This window comes from Streptomyces vilmorinianum, assembly GCF_005517195.1.
In the GTDB taxonomy this organism is placed as follows: domain Bacteria; phylum Actinomycetota; class Actinomycetes; order Streptomycetales; family Streptomycetaceae; genus Streptomyces; species Streptomyces vilmorinianum.
The window spans coordinates 110,482-126,000 of the sequence record NZ_CP040244.1; the positions used below are offsets into that span (position 1 = coordinate 110,482).

A 15,519-nucleotide genomic window follows, 5' to 3' on the forward strand; every position below is an offset into this window, starting at 1 on the left:
GGCACTGTGCCGGAAAAGGGGCGCCTGCCCCGGTTCGGGGAGGACGTAGGTCCTGAATCGGGGCCGCCGGGCCGGGCTCAGTGCCGCTCGGCCTGCATGCGGGCCACGTACGCCGCGGCCTGCGAACGCCGCTCCATGCCCAGCTTCGACAGCAGGCTGGAGACATAGTTCTTGATCGTCTTCTCCGCGAGGTGGAGCCGCTCTCCAATGACCCGGTTGGTCAGTCCCTCGCCGATCAGATCCAGGATCTTGCGCTCCTGTTCCGTCAGGTTGGCGAGCTTGTCGTCACCCTTCGGGTTGTTTCCGTCGCGTAGACGTTCCAGAACGCGGGCGGTCGCGACCGGATCGAGCAGGGATTTGCCGGCGGCCACGTCCCGTACCGCCGAAAGGAGCTCATTGCCGCGGATGGCCTTGAGGACATATCCCGAGGCCCCGGCCATGATCGCGTCGAAGAGCGCCTCGTCGTCGGCGTACGAGGTCAGCATCAGGCACTTGATGTCCTCGTTCTGCGAACGGACCTCACGGCAGACCTCGACGCCGCTGCCGTCCGGCAGCCGGACGTCGAGCACGGCCACGTCGGGATGGGTCGCCGGGATCCTGACCAGGGCATCCGCCGCTGTTCCGGCCTCGCCGACCACCTCGATGTCGTCCTCGACGGAGAGCAGCTCGTGGACGCCGCGCCGCACGACCTCGTGGTCATCCAACAGAAATACACGGATTTTTCCATCTTCGCGCACGGGGCCAGTCTCACATATTGGCTCTTCCCGTGCCCGGGGGTGGCGGGATAACGTGCCGGTGTTCCGGCGGCCCCGTGGCCGTTGCACCGCGCTGACCAGCTTCGTTCCCCCGTTACTCGATTTACTTGGAAATCCAAGCAAAATCGCAGGTCAATTGGGGTTTCGCAGGAATGCGGCGCACTGGGTAACGTGCCTATGACAGGGCGCTCGCCGGGGCACCTGTCACGCCTGACCCCGGCCGAGTCGCACCCACCCCGTGCGCGAGTACGGACAAGGCGAGCCTCCCCTTACCTAGCGGTAGGGGGGACCCCAGGCCTTTCCCGGCAACCCCGGGGGCCGGACCGACGGAGGAGCACGCACGTGACCGTGGAGAGCACTGCCGCGCGCAAGACGACGCGACGCAGCAGCGGCACCAAGCGCACTGCCAGCGCCAGCGCGGGCGCCAAGAAGTCCCAGACTTCCGAGCCCGAGCTCGTTCAGCTGCTGACGCCTGAAGGGGAGCGCGTCCAGCACCCCGATTACGACATCGATCTGAGCGCCGACGAGCTGCGCGGCCTCTATCGCGACATGGTTCTCACCCGCCGCTTCGACGCCGAGGCCACCTCCCTGCAGCGTCAGGGCGAGCTGGGCCTGTGGGCGTCGCTGCTCGGCCAGGAGGCCGCGCAGATCGGCTCCGCCCGCGCGCTGCGCGACGACGACTACGTCTTCCCGACATACCGGGAGCACGGCGTCGCCTGGTGCCGCGGGGTCGACCCGGCGAACCTGCTGGGCATGTTCCGCGGTGTGAACCACGGAGGCTGGGACCCCAACAGCAACAACTTCCACCTGTACACGATCGTCATCGGCTCGCAGACCCTGCACGCCACCGGCTACGCCATGGGCGTCGCCAAGGACGGCGCGGACTCGGCCGTGATCGCGTACTTCGGCGACGGCGCGTCCAGCCAGGGCGATGTCGCCGAGTCCTTCACCTTCTCCGCGGTCTACAACGCCCCGGTCGTGTTCTTCTGCCAGAACAACCAGTGGGCGATCTCCGAGCCCACCGAGAAGCAGATGCGCGTGCCGCTCTACCAGCGCGCGCAGGGCTTCGGCTTCCCCGGCGTCCGCGTCGACGGCAACGACGTCCTCGCGTGCCTGGCCGTGACCCGGTGGGCGCTCGAGCGTGCCCGCCGCGGCGAGGGCCCGACCCTGGTCGAGGCGTTCACCTACCGCATGGGCGCCCACACCACCTCCGACGACCCGACCAAGTACCGCGCCGACGAGGAGCGCGAGGCCTGGGAGGCGAAGGACCCGATCCTGCGGCTCAGGGCGTACCTGGAGCGCGAGGGGCACGCCGACGCGGCCTTCTTCGACGCCCTGGAGGAGGAGAGCGAGACGCTCGGCAAGCGCGTCCGCGAGGCCGTCCGTTCCATGCCCGACCCGGATCACATGGCGATCTTCGAGAATGTCTACGCCGACGGGCACGCGCTCGTCGACGAGGAGCGCGCGCAGTTCGCCGCGTACCAGGCGTCGTTCGCGGATGGCGAGGTCAAGTAACCATGGCTGTACAGAAGCTTCCCCTGGCCAAGGCGCTCAACGAGTCGCTCCGCAAGGCCCTGGAGTCCGACCCCAAGGTCCTGATCATGGGCGAGGACGTCGGCAAGCTCGGCGGTGTCTTCCGGGTCACCGACGGTCTGCAGAAGGACTTCGGCGAGGACCGGGTCATCGACACCCCGCTCGCCGAGTCCGGCATCGTCGGCACCGCGATCGGTCTGGCCCTGCGCGGCTACCGGCCCGTCGTGGAGATCCAGTTCGACGGTTTCGTCTTCCCCGCGTACGACCAGATCGTCACCCAGCTCGCCAAGATGCACGCCCGCGCGCTCGGCAAGATCAAGCTGCCGGTCGTCGTCCGTATCCCCTACGGCGGCGGCATCGGCGCGGTGGAGCACCACTCCGAGTCCCCCGAGGCGCTCTTCGCGCACGTCGCGGGCCTCAAGGTGGTCTCGCCCTCGACCTCCTCCGACGCGTACTGGATGCTCCAGCAGGCCATCCAGAGCGACGACCCGGTCATCTTCTTCGAGCCCAAGCGCCGCTACTGGGACAAGGGCGAGGTCGACACCGAGGCCATCCCGGGCGAGCTGCACAAGGCGCGGGTGGCGCGCGAGGGCAGCGACCTCACGCTCGCCGCGTACGGCCCGATGGTGAAGGTCTGTCTGGAGGCCGCCGCGGCCGCCCAGGAGGAGGGCAAGTCGGTGGAGGTCCTGGACCTGCGCTCGATGTCCCCGATCGACTTCGACACGATCCAGACCTCGGTCGAGAAGACCCGCCACCTGGTCGTGGTCCACGAGGCCCCGGTCTTCTACGGCTCCGGCGCGGAGATCGCCGCCCGGATCACCGAGCGCTGCTTCTACCACCTGGAGGCCCCCGTCCTGCGGGTCGGCGGCTACCACGCGCCGTATCCGCCGGCGCGCCTGGAGGAGGAGTACCTGCCGGGCCTGGACCGCGTGCTCGACGCCGTCGACCGCTCGCTGGCGTACTGAGGAGAGCATCGTGACGATCCGCGAATTCAAGATGCCCGACGTGGGCGAGGGCCTCACCGAGGCCGAGATCCTCAAGTGGTACGTCCAGCCCGGTGACACCGTCACCGACGGGCAGGTCGTGTGCGAGGTCGAGACGGCGAAGGCGGCCGTCGAGCTGCCGATCCCGTTCGACGGCACGGTCCACGAGCTGCGCTTCCCCGAGGGGACGACGGTCGACGTCGGCCAGGTGATCATCTCGGTGAACGTCGGCGGCGCGGGTCCGGCCGAGACTCCGGCGCCCGCGGCTCCCGCGGCCGCTCCGGCGCCCGAGGCCGAGGAGCCCGAGCCGCAGGGCCGGCAGCCGGTCCTGGTCGGTTACGGCGTGGCCGCGAGCTCCACCAAGCGCCGGGCGCGCAAGACCACGGTCGAGGCTCCCGCCGCCGCGCCCGTATCCGCTCCTGTCTCCGTACCGGAGCAGCTGAACGGGCACGGCGGTGTCGCCACCGCCGCACGCCCGCTGGCCAAGCCGCCGGTGCGCAAGCTCGCCAAGGACCTCGGGGTCGACCTCGCGACGGTCACCCCGACCGGCCCGGACGGGATCATCACCCGCGAGGACGTCCACGCGGCGGCCGCCCCGGCGCCCGCCGTCGCCGCACCCGCGCCGGTGGCGGCTCCGGTGACCGCTCCGGCAGTCGCGGCCGAGGCACCCGCCGTCGCCGTCTCGGCGGAGGCGCGGGAGACCCGTATCCCGATCAAGGGCGTACGGAAGGCCACGGCGGCGGCGATGGTCGGCTCGGCCTTCACCGCGCCGCACGTCACCGAGTTCGTGACCTTCGACATCACGCGCACGATGAAGCTGGTCGAGGAGCTCAAGTCCGACAAGGACATGGCGGGCCTGCGGGTCAACCCGCTCCTCCTCATCGCCAAGGCCGTCCTGGTCGCCGCCAAGCGCAACCCGGACATCAACGCGGCCTGGGACGAGGCGAACCAGGAGATCGTGCTCAAGCACTACGTCAACCTGGGCATCGCCGCGGCCACCCCGCGCGGTCTGATCGTGCCGAACATCAAGGACGCGCACGCCCAGACCCTGCCGGAGCTGTCGAAGTCCCTGAGCGAGCTGGTCGCCACCGCCCGCGAGGGCAAGACGACCCCGGCGGCGATGCAGGGCGGCACGTTCACCATCACCAACGTCGGCGTCTTCGGCGTCGACACCGGTACCCCGATCCTGAACCCGGGCGAGTCCGCGATCCTCGCGGTCGGTGCGATCAAGCTCCAGCCGTGGGTCCACAAGGGCAAGGTGAAGCCGCGTCAGGTGACGACGCTGGCCCTGTCGTTCGACCACCGCCTGGTGGACGGCGAGCTCGGTTCCAAGTTCCTGGCGGACGTCGCCGCGATCCTGGAGCAGCCGAAGAGGCTCATCACCTGGGCGTAAAGAGTCAGAAGTGCGTTTCACGTGAAACGCCGGGACGGCGAAGGGCCCGGACGCCTGTGGGCGTCCGGGCCCTTGCCTCTGCCCGTCGACCGCGGCACGGCCCGCAGACCGAGCGCGAAGCCGAGCGCGAAGCCGAGCGCGAAGCGGCTCGTACAGCCGTACTCCTGCATGAGCTGACGTACGCGTCGTTGCACGGTGCGTTTGCTCAGGGCAAGCGCGCGTGAGATGCGCTCGTCGCTCCACCCCCGCACCAGTAACTCGACGATGTACTGATTGTCCACAGCGTCGTGCACGCCTCGTCTCCTCCTGCTTCCGCAGCCCCCGGGTCTTGGCGATCTCGGCCACGGTAACCGCTTCCGACGGCGGTACCGGCGTGTGCAACTACGAGATGTGCGAGGAGGGTCGCATCAACTTCCGTGTCGCGGTGCGCAACGGCAGCACCGCCGCCAGCACGGCCGCGACCAGCTGGTCCGGCTACATCCCGATCGGCAGCTGACCGGCTGATCCCTTCCCGACAGTCAGGCCCGTCCGCATCGCGGACGGGCCTGCCTGTTGCACCCCTCTTGTATCTAAGCTGTGCGCATGGCATCCGCACCCCCAGCAGCCGACCGTGTCTACATGCACGTCAAGCAGGCCGTTCTCGACCGCCGGTACGAGGGAGGGACCCTGCTCACCGAGGGCGAACTCGCCCAGGCCGTAGGGGTCTCCCGCACCCCCGTACGGGAAGCGCTGCTCAAGCTGGAGATGGAAGGGCTGCTCAAGCTCTATCCGAAGAAGGGCGCCCTCGTCCTCGCCGTCTCCGCGCAGGAGATCGCCGATGTCGTCGAAACCCGGCTGCTCGTCGAGGAGTTCGCCGTCCGCCGCGCCGTGCCCGCGCCGGCCTCCCTGATCGAGCGCCTCGAAGAGCTCCTGGAGGAGCAGCGCCGACGGGCCGAGGCCGGGGACCTCGCCGAGGTCGCCGTCACCGACCGCTGCTTCCACGCCGAGATCGTCAAGCACGCCGGCAACCAGATCCTCGCCCGCCTCTACGACCAGCTGCGCGACCGTCAGCTGCGCATGGGCGTCGCCGTCATGCAGTCCCAGCCCGACCGCATCGCCAAGAACATCACCGAGCACGCCGAGATCCTGGAGCGGATCAGGGCCGGTGACACGGAGGGCGCCGCCCACTGCGTCCGGCAGCACCTGAGCTGGGTCAAGGTCCTGGTCCGGGGTGAGGCCCGGTGAGCGGACGGGGCCTCGGACCGGCCGCCACCCTGCCCGGCGACCCTCCCGGCGGCCGGCGCGCCGCCCTCGTGTGGGGCGTGGGCGTCGCCGTCTACTTCGTCGCCGTCATCTTCCGTACGTCACTGGGCGTCGCCGGACTCGACGCCGCCGACCGCTTCGACGTCAACGCCTCCGCGCTCTCCACCTTCTCCATCCTCCAGCTCCTCGTCTACGCCGGCATGCAGATACCCGTCGGCCTCATGGTCGACCGGCTCGGCACCAAGAGGGTGCTGACGATCGGCGTCGTGCTGTTCACCGTCGGGCAGCTGGGCTTCGCGCTCTCCCCCTCGTACGGCATGGCGCTCGCCTCCCGCGCGCTGCTCGGCTGCGGCGACGCGATGACCTTCATCAGCGTGCTCCGGCTCGGCACCCGCTGGTTCCCCGCCCGGCGCGGCCCCCTGATCGGCCAGGTCGCGGCCCTCTTCGGCATGGCGGGCAACCTCGTCTCGACGATCTTCATCGCCCGCGCGCTGCACGGCCTGGGCTGGACGACGACCTTCGTCGGCAGCTCGATCGCGGGCGTCGTCGTCCTCGCCCTCCTGCTGCTCTTCCTCAAGGACCACCCCGAGGGCCACGAGCCGCAGCCCGTCGCGCACGCCGGCGCGGCGTTCGTCCGCCGCCAGATCGCCGAGTCCTGGCGAGAGCCCGGTACCCGGCTCGGCATGTGGGTGCACTTCACCACCCAGTTCCCGGCCATGGTGTTCCTGCTGCTCTGGGGCCTGCCGTTCCTGGTGGTGGCCCAGGGCCTGAGCCGGGGCGCCGCCGGGGAGCTGCTGACGCTCGTGGTGCTCTCCAACATGGTGGTGGGGCTCGCGTACGGGCAGATCATCGCCCGGCACCACGCGGCCAGGGCCCCGCTGGCCCTCGGCACGGTCGCCGCGACCGCGCTGCTGTGGGGCGCCACCCTCGCGTACCCCGGCGACCGGGCGCCGCTGTGGCTCCTGATCACCCTCTGCGCCGTCCTCGGCACCTGCGGACCCGCGTCGATGATCGGCTTCGACTTCGCCCGCCCGGCCAATCCGCCGGAGCGTCAGGGAACGGCCTCGGGAATCGTCAACATGGGTGGTTTCGTCGCCTCGATGACGACCCTGCTCGCGGTCGGCGTCCTCCTCGACGCGACCGGAGACGACTACCGGATCGCCTTCTCCTCCGTCTTCGTCCTGGAGACACTGGGCATCGTGCAGATCCTGCGCCTGAAGGCCCGCACGGCCCGCAGGGAACGGGAACGCCTCGTCGCCAGCCGCGTCGAGGCCGTGCACGTACCGGCGTGACGGACCGCCCGGTGGGCCGCCCGGCGGATCGCCCGGTGGACCGCCCGGCGGATCGCCCGGTGGGCCGCCCGGTGGATCGCCCGGTGGGCCGCCCCGGTGGACTACCGGGGCGTCACCGCGAAGTTGTCCAGGATCGCCTGCGCCAGGTCCATGTCGCCCTCGGTCTTGATCCGGTCGGCCACCTCGGCCGGCCGGACGCGGCCGCAGGCCAGCCTGACGTACGTCTCCCAGTCCATCGCCAGCGTCGCCAGCGGGCCGAGCGAGGGCGCTCCGTCGACCGACCCGCGGCCCTCCGCGTCCACCCGTACCGTCCGCAGGAACTCCACCGGACCGTGCACGTCGAGGACGACCGCCGAACTCGCCGGCGCCCCCGCGTCCTTGGCGACCACCTTCGGCAGCCCCTCGAGGAGCACGTCACGGGTGACCAGGGCGCCGGGGGAGTCCAGGTTGCCCGGCTGCCCGAGCGTGGCGCGCAGGTCCTGCTCGTGGACCCAGACGTCGAAGGCCCGCAGCCGGTAGGCGAGTTCCAGGGTCTGCTCGGCGCCGAGCGGGGCGCGGATCAGATGGTCCGGCCGGCGGTTCTCGTTGCGCAGCTGGCGGGCGCGGCGGATGAGGACGTACTCCAGCTCCGAGGTCATCTCGGGGCCGGTGTGGTGCCGCCGCACATCGACCTGCATCTCCATGTAGCGGGCGAACTCACTGCGTACGTGGTAGAGATCGCGCGGCAGCGAGTGGATGGGGCGCGGGTCGCCGAGCATCTCGCACTCCATGCCGATCACATGGGACACGATGTCGCGCACCGACCAGCCCGGGCACGGGGTGGCGCGATTCCATTCGCCTTCCACGAGCGGCTGCACCAGCTCGGCTATCGCCTCGATGGAGTGGGTCCAGGCGTCGGCGTAGGTCTGAAGGCTGGGATGGACGGTCACGGGACCCCTCGGCGGTTCTTCTGCGGTGCGCGGGCTGAAAACATGACTGCGTGGGAGGCTCGGACGCTAAGTTACGCTGCCCGAAGGCACCCCGGCAGTGCTTTCGTGTGACGATCGTAGGCCCGTGTTGACGGCTCGAATGCCAGGACGGTGGTAGTGTGCGCGCCTCGCTGATCCAGATCGCAGTAGACCCGGATGAATCGGTTGATTCTCGCCGAGCACGGGTGGCCGGGCTGGTACGGGAGGAGCGCGGCGCCGCGGATCTCGTCGTCCTGCCGGAGCTGTGGCCGATGGGGGCGTTCGCGTACGAGTCCTTCGCGGCGGAGTCCGAGTCGGTGAACGGTCCCACGCCCGGCCCGACGTACGAGGCGATGGCGGCGGCCGCCCGGGACGCGGAGGTCTGGCTGCACGCCGGCTCGGTCGTCGAGGCGGCGGGCGGAGCCCTCTACAACACCTCGCTCGTCTTCTCCCCCGCCGGCGAACTGGCCGCCACCTACCGGAAGATCCACCGCTTCGGCTTCGACAAGGGCGAGGCCGTCATGATGGCGGCGGGGGACGAACTGGTGACGGTCGCCCTGCCCGGCCTGACGGTGGGTGTGGGCACCTGTTACGACCTGCGCTTCCCCGAGCTGTTCCGGGGCCTGGTGGACGCGGGCGCGCAGGCCTTCGTCCTTCCGGCGGGCTGGCCGGCGCGCCGCCGCGCCCACTGGACGCTCCTCGCCCGGGCCCGGGCGGTGGAGAACCAGGCGTACATGCTGGCCTGCGGCACGGCGGGCACGCACGCGGGCGTGGAGCAGGCCGGCCACTCGATCGTGGTGGACCCGTGGGGCGAGGTCCTCGCGGAGGCGGGCCCGGGCGAGGAGATCCTGCGGGTCGAGCTCGACCCGGCGAAGGTGACGACGACACGCGAGCAGTTCCCGGCGCTGAAGGACCGGGTGCTGGGCGTGGCGCGGCCGGAACGGGGCTGAGGGCCGCCGCGGTGGCGCGGGCGTGACGGGGCGTCGCGTCCGATCCCGTACGCCTCCGGGCGCGCCGGCGCACTCCACTCCACTCCACTCCGCGACCGAGTGCCTCGCCGGTCCCTGGTCCTCGTCCTGCGGCCTAGTCCTCGCGTTCCCGCTCCGCCATCCGGATCACGCACACCGCGACCGCGATCAGCAGCGCCGCGTCGGTGTCCTCGCGGACGACGTTGACGGCGTACGTGTCCCGGACGCGGAACCACTGCCGGGAGATGTGGGCGAGCAGTTCACCGTCGTACTCGACGGTGAACTCCCGGTCCAGGATCCGGCCGCTGACGTCCAGCTCGGTGCCCTCGACCAGCGTGACCCGGTAGTGGTTGCGGAGCAGCGAGAGCCGCTTGCGGCGGATCGTGGCGAGCGGCCGGTCGTCGCGCTCGATCGTCATCGTGTCCCGCAGGCTGAACATCTTCTGCCGCAGCGTGACGAGGACCTGCCCGGCGGGGTCCTTCAGCTCCAGGGTGTCGCGCAGCCGCAGGGCCTTGCCGTCGACGAGGAAGGCGTGGCGCCCGTTCTCGTCCTCGATCCAGTAGTCGTCGCCGATGGCGAAGATTTTGTCCCGTACGAGGTATTTCATGCTGCCAGGGCTTCCCCGGCGGGCGCCGGTTCACGCCGGGGCCATGGAGAAGTAGCGGGTGAAGGGCTCCGGGTCCGTGCCCAGCATCTCGCCGAAGGGGGCGTCGAGCTGGTGGATCAGGAGCACGGTGAAGGCGATGAAGCCGGCGAGGCCCATCACCATCACCACATGGGTGGCGCTCCGCTTGATGCCGAAGAGGAACATGAAGGCCAGCGTCAGCACGCCGCCGATGACCAAGCCCGCCCACAGGACGGGTGAGAGCCGTTCCTGGGAGGCCGCTTCCCGGAGGCGCCGGGCGTCGTCCACGTAACCGATCTGGACGAGCACTTCCTGGGCGGCGATCCACTGGGAGCTCGTGGGCCGGTTGCGCGTCTCGCCGGAGGCGCGGAGCCGCTCGAGGAGTGCCCAGCCCGTGGAGCCGAGGGGCTCGCGGGCGGCCATCCTGGGCCATTCGACATCGACCACATGGGTGGCGTACGAGCGGGCGGCCTCGCGGAGGGGTGCGCGCTGGGGCGGGGGGAGCGCGCCGGCCAAGAGATACGTCTGGTGCAGGGCGCTCGCTTCGGCCCGGACGTAGTTCTCGGCCTCTTCGCGGTTGTCCCAGACGGTGACGAGGCAGAGGCCGAGGACGAGGGCGTAGAGGACCGACACCATCATGGCGATGTACTCGGCGACGTCCTCGCGCGGCTCGGCGTCCTCACCGACCGGGAAGAACCTGGTCTTGGCGACGACGATGAGAGCGGCGGCCAGGGCGACACCCATCACGACGACGGAGATCTCGAGCAGGGCCATGGTGTTTCCCGTCGTCGGTCAGCGGGGTCGGGATCCGAGCAGGGCGGCGGCGATCGCGGCGGGGATCAGGATCAGCAGGAGCGCCAGGACGATCCCGAGCTCGGGGAGTTCGCGGGAGCGGCGGCGCAGGCGGGGGAGGAGTCCGTCGTCGTCGGTCGTGGTCGTGGTGGTGGTGGGGGGTGGTACGGCGAGGTCGGCGGTGGCCGGAGGCGGCGGTGGCGGTGGTGGCGGCGGTGGTGGCGGTGGTGGTGGCGCTACGGGTGGGGGTACGGCGGCGGCCCCCGCGCCGGGCTCCCCACCCGGCCCTGTTCCGGCTCCCGGGCCCGCTCCGACTGCCGGCCCCGGTGCTCCGGCGGCCCCGCCGCCCGGCGGTCCGACAGGGGGCCCGACGGGCATGACGTACGTCCCCGGAGCACCACCCGCCGGCCGACGCGCCTTGGGTACGGCCTCCGGCACCTCCGCCGGTGCCCGCAGGGTGAACGCGGCCGAGGTGCGCGCCGTCAGAAGCGGCGGTCCCACCGGGTTCCCCCGCGCGCCCAGGGTGGTGAGGCGGTCGCTGCCGGCAACGCTCCCCGCACTGCGGTGACCGCCCGGCGGCCGCCGGACGCTCGCCGTGCACCGGGCCGAGGCGCCCGGGGCGAGTACGGGCACGGTGCCGGGCCGCCCCGCGCAGTCGATGCCGGCCTCCGCCAGGCCGAGGGCGCCGTCCCCGACCCTGATCGCGTGGACCGGCCGGTTTCCCCGATTGGCGATCACGTACTGGACGACCACGGTCCCCGGCGTCCGGGTCCCTGCGGTCGCGGTCAGCTCCAGCGCGCCGCCCACCCCCGTGTACCCGGAGCGGGCGGTCGCCGTGAGCCGCTTCCGTAGCGAGGGAATGTCCCCCACGGCCGTCGCGGTCCCGCCGTGGTGGCCCGCCCGCGCCGGGAAACGGGCGGTGCACTCCATGGAGGCGAGCGCGGCCAGCACCTCGGCCGGACAGCGCACGCTCACCCCCGGATCGCTCACCCGGACCCCGTACAGATGCGCCTCCCCGCTGTTCACCAGCCGGTACCGCTTCTCGACCGGGTCCCCGACCCGCACGTCGGGCGGCCGGCTTCCGCTGTCGCCGCGCGTGTTGACGGTGACCGTGAGCCGCAGCGCCCCGTCCCCCGCCCCGCCCGCCCGGGCACCGGACACCGGAAGAACCAGCAGGGCGGCCGCGAGGAGCGGCAGGCAGGCGTGCCGACGACGCATGACACCTCGCAGTCAACGGAGGACGGAAAATCGGATGATCTCCGCCATGCTTGCCAGTCCACAGGCACATGCCAAAGGCACAACACGCCCCACTCCGCCGCCTCGGCCCCGGTTTCACCCTCCCGGTCCCGCCGCCCGACTCCCCGTACGGCACCCTTGAACCATGAACGACTCCGCGCCTGCCTCACCCCGCGCCCGCGCCCGTGTCCGCGCCCCCGAGCTCATCGGCAAGGGCGGCTGGCTGAACACCGGTGGAGACGAACTGACCCTCGCCGACCTGCGAGGAAAGATCGTTCTGCTCGATTTCTGGACGTTCTGCTGCATCAACTGCCTGCATGTCCTCGACGAGCTCCGTGACCTGGAGGAGAAGCACCGCGACACCCTCGTGATCATCGGTGTCCACTCCCCGAAGTTCGTCCACGAGGCCGAGCACCAGGCCGTCGTCGACGCCGTCGAGCGGTACGAGGTGCACCACCCCGTGCTCGACGACCCCGAGCTCTCGACGTGGAAGCAGTACGCGGTCCGGGCCTGGCCGACGCTCGTCGTCGTGGATCCCGAGGGGTACGTCGTCGCGCAGCACGCGGGCGAGGGGCACGCCAACGCCATCCGGACGCTCGTCGAGGAGCTGGAGGCCGAGCACGGGGCCAAGGGGACGCTGCGGCGCGGCGACGGGCCGTACGTGCCGCCGGAGCCGGTCGCGACCGATCTGCGGTTCCCCGGAAAGGCCGTCCTGCTCGACAGCGGGAACTTCCTGGTCTCCGACACCACCCGCCACGAGCTCGTCGAGCTCGCGGCGGACGGGGAGAGCGTGGTGCGGCGGATCGGGGACGGCGCGTTCCGCGAGCCGCAGGGGCTCGCGGTGCTGCCCGACGGCAGGGTCGTCGTCGCCGACACCGTCCACCACGCGCTGCGTACCTTCGACCCGGCCACCGGCGGGGTCGAGCTGCTCGCCGGTACCGGGAAGCAGTGGTGGCAGGGGTCGCCGACGTCCGGGCCCGCCCGTGAGGTGGACCTCTCCTCGCCGTGGGACGTGGCCTGGTGGCAGGGCAAGGTGTGGATCGCGATGGCCGGTGTCCACCAGCTGTGGACGTACGACCCCGCGACGGACACGGTCGAGGTCGCGGCCGGTACGACCAACGAAGGGCTGGTCGACGGGCCGGCCGCCGAGGCCTGGTTCGCGCAGCCGTCCGGGCTCGCCGCCACCGGGGACCGGCTGTGGATCGCCGACTCCGAGACGAGCGCGGTCCGCTGGATCGACACCGAGGGCGTCGTCCACACCGCCGTCGGCACCGGGCTCTTCGACTTCGGCCACCGCGACGGCGCCGCCGCCCAGGCGCTGCTCCAGCACCCGCTCGGCGTCACGGCCCTCCCCGATGGGTCGATCGCCATCTCCGACACGTACAACCACGCCCTGCGCCGCTTCGATCCGGCGAGCGGCGAGGTGACGACGCTCGCCACCGATCTGCGCGAGCCGAGCGACGCGGTGCTCGTCGGTGACGAGATCGTCGTCGTCGAGTCGGCCCGGCACCGGCTGACCCGGCTGCGGCTGCCCGAGGAAGCCGTCCAGGTCGAGGCGGTCGCCCACCGCACGCAGCGCGAGGCCACCGAGGTCGCCCCCGGCCGGCTGCGGCTCGACGTCGTCTTCCAGGCGCCGACGGGGCAGAAGCTGGACGAGCGGTACGGGCCCTCGACGCGGCTCCTCGTCTCCTCGACCCCGCCGGAGCTGCTGCTCGGCGGCGAGGGCACGGGCACGGATCTCTTCCGGGAGCTCGACCTCAACCCGGCGATCACCGAGGGCGTGCTGCACGTCTCGGCGATGGCGGCGTCCTGCGACGACGACCCGGCCAACGAGTACCCGGCCTGCCATGTGCACCAGCAGGACTGGGGTGTTCCGGTGAAGGTGGCGGAACAGGGTGTCCAGCGCCTGCCGTTGATCCTCGCGGGGATGGACGCGTAGGGCTTTCCCGGCCCTAACGCACGATCCCCTGGTTCCTGGACGGGCGGCCCGCCGCCCCGTCCAGGCAACCGTCCACCCACGCCCGCGGGTTGTGGACGGCACGCTCGCCGCCCATGCCCGTGCGCTCCATCTCCGCGCACTCCCCGTCGCGCAGCGCCCGGAGCTTGCTGATCCGGACGGCCTGCAGATAGCCGCCCTCGTAGGCGATGTCCGTGCCCCAGGGCGGGCGTTCGTCGTACCGCGCGATCACGAGACCACCCGCCGCCGTGGCCAGGAGCACGGCGGCGGTCAGGCACACGATGAACTTCCCTCGGGACGGGCCCTCTTGACGCTCCATGAGAGAGACCGTGTCAGGAGGGGCCTTTCCCGGATGTTTCGCCGGGCCTCGTCGGACCTCGCCGGGCCTCGTCGGACCTCGCCGGGTTTCGCCGGGCCTTTGTCAGGCCTTGTCAGCCTTCCAGGAAGGCGACCAGCGCGTTGGCGAGGTGGTACGGGTCGTCCGCGCCGCACAGCTCACGGGCGCTGTGCATCGACAGGCACGCGACGCCGATGTCGACGGTGCTGATGCCGTGCCGGGCGGCGGTGATCGGGCCGATCGTCGTGCCGCACGGCATGTCGTTGTTGGAGACGAAGGACTGCCACGGCACGCCGGCCTTCTCGCAGGCCGCGGCGAACACGGCCCTGCCGGTGCCGTCGGTCGCGTACCGCTGGTTCACGTTGACCTTGAGGATCGGTCCGCCGTTGGGGCGCGGGTGGTGCGTCGGGTCGTGGCGCTCCGCGTAGTTGGGGTGGACGGCGTGGCCGACGTCGGAGGAGAGGCAGACCGAGCCGGCGAAGGCGCGGGCACGGTCCTCGTAGGCGCCGCCGCGGGCGTAGACGGAGCGCTCCAGGACGTTGCCGAGGAGCGGGCCCTGGGCGCCGGTGTCGGACTCGGAGCCGTTCTCCTCGTGGTCGAAGGCGGCGAGGACCGGGATGTACGCGAGGTCCGGCTGCGCCGACACGGCGGTCAGGGCGGCCACGCCCGCGTGCACCGAGATCAGGTTGTCCATGCGGGGGCCCGCGAGCAGTTCGCGGTCGCGGCCGAGGTAGGAGGGGGCCTCGATGGCGTGGACCATGAGGTCCCAGCCGGCCACGTCCTCGGCGTCCACGCCGGCCTCCTGGGCCACGAAGGAGATCAGGTCGCCCTCGTGGACCTCGCCCAGCCCCCAGATGGGCTGCATGTGGCGCTGCCGGTCGAGCTTGAGGCCGTCGTTGACCTGGCGGTCGAGGTGGATGGCGAGCTGGGGGACGCGCAGCACGGCGCGGTCGACGTTCACCAGCTTCGTCGAGCCGTCCCGCAGGGTGAGGCGGCCGGCGAGTCCGAGGTCGCGGTCGAGCCAGGTGTTGAGCAGCGTGCCGCCGTACGTCTCCACGGCCACCTGGCGCCAGCCCTGGGCGCCCATGTCGGGCTGCGGCTTGACGCGCAGGTTGGGGGAGTCGGTGTGGGCGCCAACGATCCGGTACGGGGTGTGGGCGGCGGCGCCCTCGGGTACGTACCAGGCGATGATCGCGCCGCCGCGGATCACGTACTTCCCGCCGGCCGAGGCGTCCCAGGACGCGGTCTCCTCGACCTGCCGGAATCCGGCCTTCTCCAGGCGCTCGGCCGCGTTCGCCACCACGTGGTACGGCGACGGCGAGACCGCCAGGAAGGTCATGAGGTCGTCGGTGTGGCCACGGTCGAACGCCTGCGAGGGGCGGGAGGGTGCGCTACTCATGCGTTCACCATACGCACGGTCCGAAAGGCGATGACGGGGCCCCGGAAAACGGAACGGGCC

Annotated in this window: 16 protein-coding genes; 8 read left to right on the forward strand and 8 right to left on the reverse strand. The window is 71.4% G+C overall.

What is annotated here, in order from left to right; genetic code table 11:
- Positions 1–77 precede the first annotated feature (77 nt).
- Complete coding sequence (locus FDM97_RS00530; RefSeq protein ID WP_137988306.1) at positions 78–737, reverse strand: response regulator; 660 nt, start codon at positions 735–737, stop codon at positions 78–80.
- Positions 738–1,097: 360 nt separating this feature from the next.
- On the opposite strand from FDM97_RS00530, the gene pdhA reads away from it, so the two are divergent.
- The 3 genes from pdhA to FDM97_RS00545 are packed head-to-tail and all read left to right on the forward strand — an operon-like array spanning position 1,098 to position 4,664.
- Positions 1,098–2,270 (forward strand): pyruvate dehydrogenase (acetyl-transferring) E1 component subunit alpha, encoded by a 1,173-nt coding sequence (gene pdhA, locus FDM97_RS00535; RefSeq protein ID WP_137988307.1) that lies wholly within the window; start codon positions 1,098–1,100, stop codon positions 2,268–2,270.
- 2 nt (positions 2,271–2,272) lie between these two features.
- The gene (locus tag FDM97_RS00540) at positions 2,273–3,253 is read left to right on the forward strand and encodes an alpha-ketoacid dehydrogenase subunit beta (protein WP_137988308.1); all 981 of its coding nucleotides are present in this window, start codon (positions 2,273–2,275) and stop codon (positions 3,251–3,253) included.
- Between the two features lie 31 nt (positions 3,254–3,284).
- The gene (locus FDM97_RS00545) at positions 3,285–4,664 is read left to right on the forward strand and encodes a dihydrolipoamide acetyltransferase family protein (protein WP_137994578.1); all 1,380 of its coding nucleotides are present in this window, start codon (positions 3,285–3,287) and stop codon (positions 4,662–4,664) included.
- A gap of 17 nt (positions 4,665–4,681) precedes the next feature.
- Here FDM97_RS00545 and FDM97_RS00550 read toward each other — a convergent pair whose 3' ends face one another.
- Positions 4,682–4,957, reverse strand: coding sequence for a helix-turn-helix domain-containing protein (locus FDM97_RS00550; RefSeq protein ID WP_137988309.1), 276 nt, complete (start codon positions 4,955–4,957; stop codon positions 4,682–4,684).
- Between the two features lie 80 nt (positions 4,958–5,037).
- Between FDM97_RS00550 and FDM97_RS36785 the strand changes: the two genes are divergently transcribed.
- From FDM97_RS36785 to FDM97_RS00560, 3 genes are all read left to right on the forward strand, one after another.
- Positions 5,038–5,160 (forward strand): hypothetical protein, encoded by a 123-nt coding sequence (locus FDM97_RS36785; protein WP_284440276.1) that lies wholly within the window; start codon positions 5,038–5,040, stop codon positions 5,158–5,160.
- 86 nt (positions 5,161–5,246) lie between these two features.
- Positions 5,247–5,888 carry a GntR family transcriptional regulator gene (locus FDM97_RS00555; protein ID WP_175438990.1) on the forward strand — a complete coding sequence of 214 codons (642 nt, stop codon included), beginning with the start codon at positions 5,247–5,249 and terminating at the stop codon, positions 5,886–5,888.
- Positions 5,885–7,198 carry an MFS transporter gene (locus FDM97_RS00560; RefSeq protein ID WP_137988311.1) on the forward strand — a complete coding sequence of 438 codons (1,314 nt, stop codon included), beginning with the start codon at positions 5,885–5,887 and terminating at the stop codon, positions 7,196–7,198. Before FDM97_RS00555 ends, FDM97_RS00560 begins: the two co-directional genes overlap by 4 nt.
- Positions 7,199–7,299: 101 nt before the next feature.
- Here the strand turns inward: FDM97_RS00560 and FDM97_RS00565 are convergent, their stop codons facing one another.
- Positions 7,300–8,127: a maleylpyruvate isomerase family mycothiol-dependent enzyme gene (locus tag FDM97_RS00565; protein WP_137988312.1), complete on the reverse strand. Its 828-nt coding sequence runs from the start codon at positions 8,125–8,127 to the stop codon at positions 7,300–7,302.
- Positions 8,128–8,285: 158 nt separating this feature from the next.
- Between FDM97_RS00565 and FDM97_RS00570 the strand changes: the two genes are divergently transcribed.
- Positions 8,286–9,095: a carbon-nitrogen family hydrolase gene (locus FDM97_RS00570; RefSeq protein ID WP_137988313.1), complete on the forward strand. Its 810-nt coding sequence runs from the start codon at positions 8,286–8,288 to the stop codon at positions 9,093–9,095.
- A 133-nt stretch (positions 9,096–9,228) separates the two neighbouring features.
- Here FDM97_RS00570 and FDM97_RS00575 read toward each other — a convergent pair whose 3' ends face one another.
- The 3 genes from FDM97_RS00575 to FDM97_RS35625 are packed head-to-tail and all read right to left on the reverse strand — an operon-like array spanning position 9,229 to position 11,748.
- Positions 9,229–9,720, reverse strand: a complete 492-nt coding sequence (locus tag FDM97_RS00575) for an LURP-one-related/scramblase family protein (protein ID WP_137988314.1) — start codon at positions 9,718–9,720, stop codon at positions 9,229–9,231.
- A 30-nt stretch (positions 9,721–9,750) separates the two neighbouring features.
- Positions 9,751–10,512 carry a bestrophin-like domain gene (locus FDM97_RS00580; protein ID WP_137988315.1) on the reverse strand — a complete coding sequence of 254 codons (762 nt, stop codon included), beginning with the start codon at positions 10,510–10,512 and terminating at the stop codon, positions 9,751–9,753.
- A gap of 18 nt (positions 10,513–10,530) precedes the next feature.
- Complete coding sequence (locus FDM97_RS35625; RefSeq protein WP_175438991.1) at positions 10,531–11,748, reverse strand: hypothetical protein; 1,218 nt, start codon at positions 11,746–11,748, stop codon at positions 10,531–10,533.
- Positions 11,749–11,911: 163 nt separating this feature from the next.
- Here FDM97_RS35625 and FDM97_RS00590 point away from each other — a divergent pair, with 163 nt between their 5' ends.
- A complete protein-coding gene (locus tag FDM97_RS00590; RefSeq protein WP_137988316.1) occupies positions 11,912–13,705 on the forward strand; it encodes an NHL domain-containing thioredoxin family protein in 1,794 nt (597 codons plus the stop codon).
- Between the two features lie 13 nt (positions 13,706–13,718).
- On the opposite strand, the gene FDM97_RS00595 is transcribed toward FDM97_RS00590, so the two are convergent.
- Complete coding sequence (locus tag FDM97_RS00595) at positions 13,719–14,042, reverse strand: hypothetical protein (RefSeq protein ID WP_137988317.1); 324 nt, start codon at positions 14,040–14,042, stop codon at positions 13,719–13,721.
- A gap of 112 nt (positions 14,043–14,154) precedes the next feature.
- Complete coding sequence (locus FDM97_RS00600; RefSeq protein WP_137988318.1) at positions 14,155–15,459, reverse strand: M18 family aminopeptidase; 1,305 nt, start codon at positions 15,457–15,459, stop codon at positions 14,155–14,157.
- Positions 15,460–15,519: the final 60 nt, after the last annotated feature.

Excerpts from the sequence above, each read along its gene's own strand:
- FDM97_RS00540 (WP_137988308.1), top strand. The coding sequence starts at position 2,273 with ATGGCTGTACAGAAGCTTCCCCTGGCCAAGGCGCTCAACGAGTCGCTC.
- FDM97_RS00545 (WP_137994578.1), top strand. The coding sequence starts at position 3,285 with ATGCCCGACGTGGGCGAGGGCCTCACCGAGGCCGAGATCCTCAAGTGG.
- FDM97_RS00555 (WP_175438990.1), top strand. The coding sequence starts at position 5,247 with ATGGCATCCGCACCCCCAGCAGCCGACCGTGTCTACATGCACGTCAAG.
- FDM97_RS00575 (WP_137988314.1), bottom strand. The coding sequence starts at position 9,720 with ATGAAATACCTCGTACGGGACAAAATCTTCGCCATCGGCGACGACTAC.
- FDM97_RS00580 (WP_137988315.1), bottom strand. The coding sequence starts at position 10,512 with ATGGCCCTGCTCGAGATCTCCGTCGTCGTGATGGGTGTCGCCCTGGCC.
- FDM97_RS35625 (WP_175438991.1), bottom strand. The coding sequence starts at position 11,748 with ATGCGTCGTCGGCACGCCTGCCTGCCGCTCCTCGCGGCCGCCCTGCTG.
- FDM97_RS00590 (WP_137988316.1), top strand. The coding sequence starts at position 11,912 with ATGAACGACTCCGCGCCTGCCTCACCCCGCGCCCGCGCCCGTGTCCGC.
- FDM97_RS00595 (WP_137988317.1), bottom strand. The coding sequence starts at position 14,042 with ATGGAGCGTCAAGAGGGCCCGTCCCGAGGGAAGTTCATCGTGTGCCTG.
- FDM97_RS00600 (WP_137988318.1), bottom strand. The coding sequence starts at position 15,459 with ATGAGTAGCGCACCCTCCCGCCCCTCGCAGGCGTTCGACCGTGGCCAC.